Source organism: Catonella sp. (genome assembly GCF_057250765.1).
Genome location: NZ_DBHIEC010000021.1, coordinates 36,537 through 47,326, shown reverse-complemented (window position 1 = coordinate 47,326; position 10,790 = coordinate 36,537). Strand labels below are relative to the sequence as shown.

The following is a 10,790-nucleotide window of genomic DNA, read 5'->3' as shown; positions in this document are numbered from 1 at the left end:
TTTATTTGACAGGAAATTTCTCCGAAATTACCTGTCAAATAAAAATCTCTCCGAGGGATCGCACTGCGGCGGATATGTAGATGTCACTCACGCGACCCGCCACAGGCGGTGAATTCTGCGAAGAAGGATTCTTTCTTGTGTTATTATGCATTTTTCTTCCAATATCTATGGACATAATGCTATCATTATATTATACTAGACAATAAGAACTTTTGTTCTGTTTATTATAATTATTATTTATTTTGATTTACATTATCATACATGGAGGTTTTTTATGTGGGATATTGTTTTAATAGTAGTTGTAGCATTGACGCCGGTAATAATTTCATTATTATATTTTATTGAAAGTGATAATAAGAATAATAGGGCTGTTTCTTTATTTATTAGATTTGTTAGAAAGTGTGCTAGCTTTGTGTTAAAATGTCTTTCTTTATTTTTGGTGGGAGATATAAAGTTTGTAAGCGAGATAGAAAAAGATGTGGAAAAAAATAATACGGGAGCTTAAGATGCTTGGAAATGAAGCCTTAATGGAATTTTTAAGGAAAATTTTACCTGATGAAACTGATAAAAAACAGATGGAGGAACAGGCTCATAAACTTGCCCTTAGAAAGCCTGAAAAATCTGAGTCAGGATATATACTTATCGATCCTTTAGAAAATAAGGGAAATAGCAGGTACGAAAAAGAAATTATTGAGAGAAGACAACAGGAGCCTTTGGCTGAGAGCGAGCCTTATTCCACCTTCCGTCAGATGAGAATTTTAGGCAAGAAGGCTGGTTTAAGCAGTGATTGGTATCTTGGGGATACTGAGACCTTTCTTAAACAGGCAAAATTCATGGAGGACTTTAGTGACGATGCAGACAAAGCCTATCCTTTGGAAGCCTACTATACTACCTATGATAGGATGAATGATAATCAGCTTAGGACCTATTTTACTTGGCGGACAAAGGTTAGGAATTCTAATGTAACGGATATATCTGTATCCTACTTGTTTTGTTATGTATATGAACTATTAAACGGGATAGGTACGAAGTGTGCAGAAGAAACCATTGAAAAGCTAATATATATATGGACTGAGTTTAGAAAATATGATGACAGTATTGATGGACATTTTCGAACCTGGATAAGGGACTACTATATTGTAAACCATAATGAACTTCAACATGATTTTTCGTATTATAGAGACTTGATGCCAATTAATTACTATGGTTTTGAACCTCGCTTATATGTTGAAATGATGGACTTTAAGTGGAAGAGTTTAAGAGCAGTTGAAATTTTTTCATCTTTTAGGATAACTGAAGGACAGTTTTATAAGTCAGGCAATCAGGAGATTATCGAAAAATGTGCCTGCTTTGTACTTGAGAGACTTTCACAGACTTTGAATGAGGCTGAAACAGATATCAAAAAATTGTTCACAGCTAAACAAAGTGAGGTTATATACTCTTTTTTTAGAGGAGCAGTGGTTATGCCTTCCAATTTTTTTGAGCAGGTTGTCTCGCTTGATGGTATTGAAACCTATAAATACAATGGAAAGTCACGTAAAATAGATGCTGCTGACATAGGAAAATACAAAGCTATTGTGGGATACATATTAAAGCTTACTGAAGTTAATATGAGAAAAATGTTCGGCTCAAAGAGAAGTCTACAGCCTCCTGCGATTAAACAGGTGGAGAAATGCTTTTTCAATGATAAAAGTGATTATGGTTACTATGCCGGCAGCCATATTTCTAAGTTAAGCTCTTGGAAAAGAAAAATGCTTGAGGCATTGTATGAAGATAGTTTTGAAGAAACTATAATTCAGGCAATTTCTGACTTTATAAAAGAGGAAAACATAGTAATAAAAAATGGCAAACTTGAAATAATTAAGCCTATTGAGATAGACCTTAGTAAAATCAAAGAAATTGAAAGAGACCATATTGAAACTGCTAAAAGGCTCATTCTTGAAGAGGATATCGAAAGAGATGAGAGACAACTATCAGAAATATATAATTGTAAGAAGAATTATAGACAGCAAGAAATAAACTTAATTAACAAAGCTGAAGTACAATCTAATAATGAAAGTGATATTAAGTCAAAAAATGATGCAAATGCTGCTAAAATACCATTATCATCTATAAATCATATCTCTAAAATAGATGCGGTACATATAGTTGATGGAAGTTATGAAAATGAAAGTCAGTCAATTGGACAATTAAATATATTTGATTTTGCTAAAGAAACAATAACTGATGAAGGTAATAAGCCTGAAATTGAAGCTAAAGATTATGATAATGCTGAGCTATCAGGCTGCGCAGCTGTAATAAATGTCTTGTCGAACGAGGCAAAAGACCTGATTTTACATCTTGCAAATGGTGAAAAAACAGGTTCTAATTATGAACTTCTTGTTGAAGAAATAAATGAGAAGGCACTTGAAATAACAGGTGATAACCTGATTGAATATGTATCAGGTGACCCACAGATTTATGAAGATTATTTGAATGAAGTAAAAGAGGCAGTTGGAGGAAGGTCATGAATGTAACAGACAGAATACCGCTTAGAATAGCAAATACCCTGCTAAATTCCCTTAAGGGTGGAGTTGTGCCACGCACCGGCTTAGGCTATATAACGGTAGGTAGGAAAGATGAAATAGATGCACTTTTAAATGATATTGAAATGATATCCGAAGGAGGTGCTTCATTTCGATTTGTTGTAGGAAAATATGGAGCAGGTAAGAGCTTTTTGCTGCAGACTATTCGTAACTATGCCATGGAAAGAGGCTTCGTAGTGGTGGATGCTGACCTTTCTCCTGAGCGAAGGCTTGTAGGCAATAAGGGTGATGGGCTTGCTACTTACAAAGAGCTTATGAAAAACCTCTCCACTCAAACCTCTCCTGATGGAGGTGCTTTAAGCCTCTTACTAAGCAAATGGATAAATGCACTTAAAACTGAAGTGATGACAGAAAACTCACTAACCGCCGACAGCGAGAAGATTAACGGACTGGTTGAGATTAAGATTCATCAAACTGTAAATGAGCTTGAAACCATAGTACATGGCTTTGATTTTGCAAGGATAATTTCTATGTACTGGAAGGCTGTAGTTACTGAGGATGACGAGCTTAAAAGTAGAACCTTAAAATGGCTTAGAGGAGAATACGCAACCAAGACTGAGGCTAAGGCGGAGCTTGGAGTCGGTGTCATTATAAATGATGATGACTGGTATGAGTATATTAAGCTCTTTTCTATGTTCGTGGTAAAGGCAGGATATAAGGGGATGATAATGATGATTGATGAACTCGTCAATCTATTTAAGATTCCCAATTCTATATCAAGGCAAAATAATTATGAGAAAATCTTAACAATATACAACGATATAATGCAGGGCAAGGCGAATTACTTAGGAGTGATAATGGGAGGTACGCCTCAGTGTGTAGAGGATACAAGAAGAGGTATATTTAGTTATGAGGCACTTAGGTCAAGGCTTGAAAGCAGTAGATTTTCTGACGGAAGTACAAGAGATTTGCTCTCTCCTATTATAAGGCTAAAACCTCTTACCCCTGAAGAAATGTATTTTCTTATCTGTAAGCTAGAGAAAATTCATGCTCAGGTGTACAAGTATGAGGCAGGGCTTAGCTCTGAAACCTTGCAGTATTTTATAAAAACTGAATTTAGCAGGGTAGGAGCAGGACAGAATATTACACCACGTGAGATAATAAGGGATTTTATAGAAATACTTAACATCCTCATTCAAAACCCTGACAAAACCCTTGAGAGCATACTTGGAGGGGATGATTTTAACTACGCTAAGTCAAGCGAAGATACTGAGGAAATAAGAAGCGAATTTAAGGGATTTGAGATATGAGTACATTTGATAAGCTTGCTCCTTTTATACAGGATTATATCTATAGAAATGGCTGGGAAGAGCTAAGGGAAATACAGGTTGCTGCCTGTGATGTTATATTTAATACCGATTCTAATCTTCTCATAGCTACACCTACCGCATCGGGTAAAACAGAGGCTGCTTTTCTTCCGGTTATCACAAAGCTTTACAACGAACCGTCTGAAAGTGTAGGAGTCTTATACATAGCTCCACTTAAGGCTCTTATTAATGACCAGTTTGCCCGTATTGAGGAGGTGCTTGAGGAGGCTTATATACCGGTTACTAAGTGGCATGGGGATGTGTCTGCCACTGCTAAGAATAAGCTGCTTAAAAAGCCTTCAGGCATACTACAGACTACACCTGAATCCCTTGAAGCAATGCTAATGAGAAGGAAAGAACAGGCTGTTAAATTATTTTCTGATTTGAGATTTATCATAATTGATGAGGTACACAATTTCATAGGAGAGGAAAGAGGAACACAGCTTATTTCCCTGCTTGAAAGGCTTCAAAAGCTAACAGGTGTGATTCCTGTAAGGATAGGACTATCTGCAACACTTGGGGATATAGAGGGTGCCAAAGACTGGCTAAACGGTGGTACGGGAAGAAATTGCATTACTCCTGATACCGGAGTTAAAAGGCGGAGAGCAGTGGTAATGGTGGAGCATTTTTATGAATTTGCCTTTCAGGAAAAAGATAAGAAGAACGAAATATCCTTTTACGATAATCTATATGAGCTAACTAGAGGGAAGAAGAGCATTGTATTTTCAAATGCACGCTCTGAGGTAGAAAAAAATATTGTTAACCTTAAGGATGTGGCTAAAAAAAGAGGAGAGCCTGATGTATTTATGGTTCATCATGGCAGTATTTCTGCATCTGACAGGGAGTTTGTGGAAGAACAGATGAGGCTGTCTGACTTACCCCTTGTTACAGGTGCGACTGTTACCCTTGAGCTGGGTATCGATTTGGGGGATTTGGAGAGAATAATACAAGTGGGCTGTCCTAAGTCTGTAGCCAGCCTATCTCAAAGACTTGGAAGAAGTGGGAGACGAAGCGGAGTTTCTGAGATGTGCTTTTTGTTTGAAGAGGAAAAGCGAAGTGAGTCCACTGAGTTCTATAAGGCGATAAATTGGAGCTTTATTAAGTGTATAGCTTTAATTGAACTTTATAGGGAAAATTATATAGAGCCGGTGCTGTCTGAGCGATATCCATTTGGTATACTCTACCACCAGACTATGAGTTTTTTATATAGTAGAGGTGAGGCAAGTCCGGAAGTTTTGGCGCAGTCACTCCTTAGTGAATATGCTTTTAGATTTGTTACGCAGGAGGACTACAAGGAATTATTGAGGCATCTCCTTAAGATAGGTCATATCGAGAGAACTGAGAACGGAGGCTTCATCTTAGGTACCGAGGGAGAAAAGATAGCAAATCACTATGACTTTTATTCGGTATTTGAATCTGATGTGGAATATTCTGTAAGAGAGGGCTCACACGAAATAGGTACTCTTACAAGGCTTATGCAGCCTGATACAACTTTTGTTCTGGGGGGAAAGAGTTGGATGGTTACAGAAATAGACAAGGAGAATAAGAATATCTATGTAAAGAGTGCCGAGGGTAAGCCGCCTACAGTCTGGGATGGAACAGGAGAGGTTATTGAGCATACCAGAGTACTTAAGAAAATGAAGGAGATAATAACAACTGACTGTAAGTATCCTTATTTGGGAGATGGAGCAAAGAAGAGACTTGCTGAAATAAGGCAGGTGGCAGCGGGGGCGGGGCTTGACACCAAAGAAATCTTTGAAATATCTCCGGATACTTATGGGATATCTCTGTGGTTAGGCACAAGAGCGCTTAATTCCTTAGACTATATCTTAAATAAACTCCTGCCTGATAGAAAATTTGTAGAACCTTACTGGCCTTTTTTAATAGTTAAAAATGTAACAAAGAATGAACTTATGGATGCAATTGACTACATAAGAAAAAATGATGTTACGGAAAGTGATTATATTGTTCCTAAAGATGCTAAAACCTTAGGGAAGTACAATGACTTTGTTCCTGAAAACCTCTTAATTAAGCAGTATGTTGATAGATATACTGATGTGGCGGAGATGAAAGAAGAGATTAGCTTATAAAAGGTTAGCTTTTTAAGAAGATATTAGAAGGTATTAAAAGCTACTGGAAAGCATTAGATTGGACTAGGAGAATGTTAGATGATAATAAGGACTCTGTCAGACTATTGCAAAGAAAAGTTTGGCACAAAGGTATATAGGTTGTCTTTATCCACAGGATGTAGTTGCCCAAACAGGGATGGAAGGGCAGGAAGAGGTGGTTGCAGCTTTTGCTCTGAGGGCGGTTCCGGAGAATTTGCTACAGAACTTAAGCCCATAGAAATACAGATAGAAGAAGCAAAAGCCAGGGTGAAAAGCAAATTTCCAAAGGATATAAAGGAAGAAGACAAGAAGTATATTGCGTATTTTCAGTCATTTACCAATACTTACGGAGATGTAGACAGACTTGGCAGGATTTTTAAGACTGCTATACTTAGGGATGATATTGCCGCCCTATCTATTGGTACAAGGCCTGACTGCTTGGAAGATGATATACTTGACCTCTTGGACGAGCTTAATAAAATAAAGCCTGTATGGATAGAACTTGGCTTACAGACGATTCACGAAGACAGCGCAAAGGCATTTAACAGGGGCTATAGTTTGCCTGTCTTTAATAAGGCTTATATGGAGCTTAAAAAGAGAAATATTGAAGTGATAGTCCATGTGATTTTAGGCTTACCGGGCGAAACGGATAAAGATATGTATGAAACTGTCAGGTATTTAGCAAATCTCAGTCCTAAGTTAGACGGAATTAAGCTTCACCTCCTCCATATATTAAAGAATACCAGACTAGAGAGGGAATATAGGGAAAAGCCTTTTAAGATACTAAGCCTTGATGAATATACTGAAATTCTTATAAACTGTCTGAGAATCCTGCCTGAAAGCGTGGTGATTCACAGGATGACGGGAGACGGAGATAAGAGGCTTCTGGTAGAGCCACTGTGGAGTGCTGATAAGAAAAAGGTGCTAAATACTATAAATAAGGCTATTAGAGAAGCTAAAAGATGATATTAAATTAATTGTAGTTAAACAAAATACTTATTGGAGAAAATAATGGCAAAGAATAATTATTATGCGGTAAGAATAGGAAAGACTCCCGGTATATATAAGACCTGGGAGGACTGTAAGGCTCAGGTTATAGGCTATAAAGGGGCTATATATAAAGGATTTGTAGAAAAGCAGGATGCGGAAGACTTTTTAAGGGGAGGATTATCTGCTTCTAACACTGATGCAGCAAGTGATAATAATGATGAAAATACACAGGTAGAGCCCTCTGATAGTGAAATAACCGCTTATGTGGATGGAAGCTTTAGTAGTGGGAAGATTTTTGGCTGTGGCTGTATTATACTTAAAGACGGAGAAGTAATAGCTGAAATATCAAAGGCCTACGAGGATGAAGAGCTTGCCACAATGAGGAATGTGGCGGGAGAGATAAAAGCTTCTGAACTTGCCATGCAATATGCGTTAGACAATGGCTATACATCATTAAGCATATATCACGATTATCAGGGGATAGCAAGCTGGTGCCTGGGAGAGTGGAAGACGAACAAAGCAGGAACCGTAGCATATAAGCAGTTTTATGATGGTATAAAAGATAAGCTTAAGGTTCATTTTATCAAAGTCAAGGGCCATTCAGGTGATGAATATAATGAGATGGCTGATGGGCTGGCTAAAAGAGCACTTGGAATTGAGTAGACAAAAAGTGTAAAATTCTCATAAAATAAAACAACAAAAAATATTAAAAAAGTGTTGACATCATAAGTTAATTCATGTATAATATTCCTTGCTTGATTGCAAAACACTTAAGAAATTTCGGGGTGTGGCTCAGTTTGGCTAGAGTACTTGATTTGGGATCAAGGGGTCGCAGGTTCGAATCCTGTCACCCCGACTTGTTTCTAAGTTTTGTAAAAAAAGCAAAAAGTTAATATTTCTTGTATGCGGGTGTGGTTCAATGGTAGAACACCAGCCTTCCAAGCTGGATACGTGGGTTCGATTCCCATCACCCGCTTTCATTTTGATTATTGTCAAAATGGGTTTGTACCGATAGCTCAGTTGGATAGAGCAACGGCCTTCTAAGCCGTGTGTCGGGGGTTCGAATCCCTTTCGGTACACTTAAGCTAGTCGGATTATATATATGGTGGGTATAGTGTAGTTGGTTAACGCGCCAGATTGTGGTTCTGGATACCGAGGGTTCGAGTCCCTCTACCCACCCTTAGAGTGCAAAGGCGAGAGTCTTTGTATTTTTTGGGCTATAGCCAAGCGGTTAAGGCACGGGACTTTGACTCCCGCATCGACGGTTCGAATCCGGCTAGCCCAGCCATGCGGATATGGCGGAATTGGCAGACGCGCCAGATTTAGGTTCTGGTGGGAACCCCCGTGCAGGTTCAACTCCTGTTATCCGCATACTACCGGACTTTATTGCATCTTGCATGAAGTTCGGTTTTTTTATATAATGTACAGGTGTCAAATTAAAAAACGATATGGCTTACATAATAAGTAGGGCTGTAGCAATTCCATATCATTTTAATATGCTTAATAGATAATGACTTAGAGGGATTATGCTACAAGTAAAAATTGCTTGCAAATAGGAGAGCAGTGATGAAAGACTTGATGAAAAAGTTTAACTTGAAAGAATTTATCTGGATGACCATTGGCATCGAGATTATGGTAATTGGTATTTATTTCTTTAAGTTTCCAAATAACTTTTCTTTCGGAGGAGCTACAGGTATAGCGGTTATTTTATCGAAGTATACTGTTGGAGTTTTAACCAAGGGAAATATTGTAGTTATCTTCAATATTTTGCTCCTTATAATAGGATTTATTTTTCTCGGAAAAGAATTTGGACTAAAAACAGTCTATTGTTCGCTGATTATGTCATTTTCGCTGCAGGGGCTTGAGTACATAGTTCCACTTAAGGGACCTCTTACCAATGAAACGATAATGGAACTTGTATATGCCATTTTTCTTCCTGCAATAGGCAGTGCAATTTTGTTTAATATAGGTGCTTCATCCGGAGGTACTGACATACTCGCGATGTTGCTTAAAAAGTACACCTCTATGAACATAGGAGTTGCACTTATGTCTGCTGACTGCATACTTGCAGCCCTTACCTTCCCTATCTACGGAGTGAAGACAGGTCTTATGTCAATGCTTGGTCTTGGAGTGAAGGCTCTTGTTATAGACAACGTAATTGAAAGTATTAACCTACACAAGTATATCAATATTGTTTGTAATGATTCTGAGCCTATAACAAATTTTATAGGTAAGGAATTAAATCGTTCTGCTACTGTGGTTGATGCAAAGGGTGCATATTCAGGACAGCATAAGTTTATGGTGCTTACTGTAGTTAACAGAAGACAGGCGGTTCTTTTAAGGAATTTCCTAAGGGAAACTGAGCCTACAGCTTTTATTATAATTACAAGTACCAGCGAAATAGTTGGAAAAGGATTTATGAGAATATAGGAGAGAATCTATGGGAAAATACTTTGGAACAGATGGATTCAGAGGGGAAGCCAATGTAGGATTGACAGTTAATCACGCATTTAAGGTTGGAAGATTTCTAGGATATTACTATGGTAAGGAGCATAAGGCTAAGATAGTAATAGGTAAAGATACCAGAAGATCAAGCTATATGTTCGAATATGCCCTTGCAGCAGGACTTACCGCAAGTGGGGCAGATGCATATCTTTTGCATGTTACAAGTACTCCAAGCGTATCCTATGTGGTAAGAACGGAGGAATTTGACTGTGGTATTATGATATCTGCAAGCCACAATCCTTTTTACGACAACGGTATAAAGATAATAAACGGAAACGGTTATAAGTTAGAGGCTGAGGTTGAGGCTCTTATAGAAGAGTATATAGATAGGGAAGATGACAATATTCCCCTTGCTACAGGAGAAAATGTCGGAAGAACTGTTGACTATGTACTTGGAAGAAACAGATATCTGGGTTACCTTATTTCACTACCAACCAAATCCTTTAAGGATGTGAGAGTGGGACTTGACTGTGCGAACGGTTCTGCGCATCAGATAGCAACAGCAGTATTTAAGGCACTTGGAGCTAAGACCTATGTTATAAATGCTGATCCTGACGGCACTAATATAAATACTGAATGTGGTTCAACCCATATAGAAAAGCTTCAGGAATTTGTTAAGGAGAAGAAGCTTGATATAGGCTTTGCTTATGACGGAGACGCGGACAGATGCCTTGCTGTAGATGAAAACGGCAATATAATTGACGGAGATGCTATTCTCTACATCTGTGGTTCATACCTCAAGAACAAGGGTGAGCTTGACAACGATACAGTAGTTACAACTGTAATGTCAAATATGGGACTATATAAGGCTTTTGATAAGCTCGGAATTAAATATGAAAAGACAGATGTAGGCGACAAGTATGTGAGTGAAAATATGGTTGCAAACGGCTATTCTTTAGGTGGCGAACAGTCAGGTCACATTATATTTGGAAAGCATGCTACTACAGGAGATGGAGTACTTACTTCACTTAAAATAATGGATGCAATGCTTATCAGTAAGAAGAGGATATCAGAGCTTACAGAAGGCTTTAAGGTATATCCTCAGCTTCTTGTGAACTTAAGAGTTACTGATAAGGACCTTGTGATGAATGATGAAAAGGTTCTTAGAGCTGCGGCTGAGGCTGAGGCAGGGCTTAATGGAGATGGAAGAGTGCTTTTTAGAAAGAGTGGTACTGAACCTCTTATAAGAGTTATGGTAGAAGCAGGAAGTGATGAGAAATGTAAAGAGGCAGCGGACAAAATAATCGATGCTATTAAAGCTTGTGGCTATATTTTATGATACAAGTGTCGAATCT

The 10,790-nt window shown here is 38.1% G+C and carries 8 protein-coding genes and 6 tRNA genes; all 14 read left to right on the top strand.

The genetic code is table 11. The features are described 5' to 3' along the window. The first annotated feature begins 274 nt into the window (after nt 1-274). Nucleotides 275-505, top strand: coding sequence for a hypothetical protein (locus ACO6HM_RS10475; RefSeq protein WP_485390989.1), 231 nt, complete (start codon nt 275-277; stop codon nt 503-505). Beyond that, entirely contained in the window at nt 477-2,510 is a 2,034-nt protein-coding gene (locus tag ACO6HM_RS10470; RefSeq protein WP_485390988.1) for a TerB N-terminal domain-containing protein, read from the top strand. The genes ACO6HM_RS10475 and ACO6HM_RS10470 overlap by 29 nt, the downstream gene beginning before the upstream one ends. Next, nucleotides 2,507-3,835 carry an ATP-binding protein gene (locus ACO6HM_RS10465; RefSeq protein WP_485390987.1) on the top strand — a complete coding sequence of 443 codons (1,329 nt, stop codon included), beginning with the start codon at nt 2,507-2,509 and terminating at the stop codon, nt 3,833-3,835. Before ACO6HM_RS10470 ends, ACO6HM_RS10465 begins: the two co-directional genes overlap by 4 nt. After that, a complete protein-coding gene (locus tag ACO6HM_RS10460) occupies nt 3,832-5,982 on the top strand; it encodes a DEAD/DEAH box helicase (RefSeq protein WP_485390986.1) in 2,151 nt (716 codons plus the stop codon). The genes ACO6HM_RS10465 and ACO6HM_RS10460 overlap by 4 nt, the downstream gene beginning before the upstream one ends. Nucleotides 5,983-6,060: 78 nt before the next feature. Continuing rightward, nucleotides 6,061-6,966 (top strand): tRNA modification radical SAM protein MnmL/YtqA, encoded by a 906-nt coding sequence (gene mnmL, locus ACO6HM_RS10455; protein ID WP_485390985.1) that lies wholly within the window; start codon nt 6,061-6,063, stop codon nt 6,964-6,966. Between the two features lie 45 nt (nt 6,967-7,011). Next, the gene (locus tag ACO6HM_RS10450) at nt 7,012-7,653 is read left to right on the top strand and encodes a ribonuclease H1 domain-containing protein (RefSeq protein ID WP_485390984.1); all 642 of its coding nucleotides are present in this window, start codon (nt 7,012-7,014) and stop codon (nt 7,651-7,653) included. A gap of 118 nt (nt 7,654-7,771) precedes the next feature. Further along, a tRNA-Pro gene (locus ACO6HM_RS10445) sits at nt 7,772-7,846 on the top strand. A 49-nt stretch (nt 7,847-7,895) separates the two neighbouring features. Further along, a tRNA-Gly gene (locus ACO6HM_RS10440) sits at nt 7,896-7,966 on the top strand. 29 nt (nt 7,967-7,995) lie between these two features. Next, nucleotides 7,996-8,069 (top strand) — tRNA-Arg (locus ACO6HM_RS10435). Nucleotides 8,070-8,095: 26 nt separating this feature from the next. Continuing rightward, nucleotides 8,096-8,169 (top strand) — tRNA-His (locus tag ACO6HM_RS10430). Between the two features lie 34 nt (nt 8,170-8,203). After that, nucleotides 8,204-8,278 (top strand) — tRNA-Gln (locus ACO6HM_RS10425). 1 nt (nt 8,279) lies between these two features. Further along, nucleotides 8,280-8,361: transfer RNA gene (locus ACO6HM_RS10420), tRNA-Leu, on the top strand. A 195-nt stretch (nt 8,362-8,556) separates the two neighbouring features. After that, nucleotides 8,557-9,420 (top strand): YitT family protein, encoded by an 864-nt coding sequence (locus tag ACO6HM_RS10415; RefSeq protein WP_485390983.1) that lies wholly within the window; start codon nt 8,557-8,559, stop codon nt 9,418-9,420. Between the two features lie 10 nt (nt 9,421-9,430). Continuing rightward, complete coding sequence (gene glmM, locus ACO6HM_RS10410) at nt 9,431-10,774, top strand: phosphoglucosamine mutase (RefSeq protein WP_485390982.1); 1,344 nt, start codon at nt 9,431-9,433, stop codon at nt 10,772-10,774. Nucleotides 10,775-10,790: the final 16 nt, after the last annotated feature.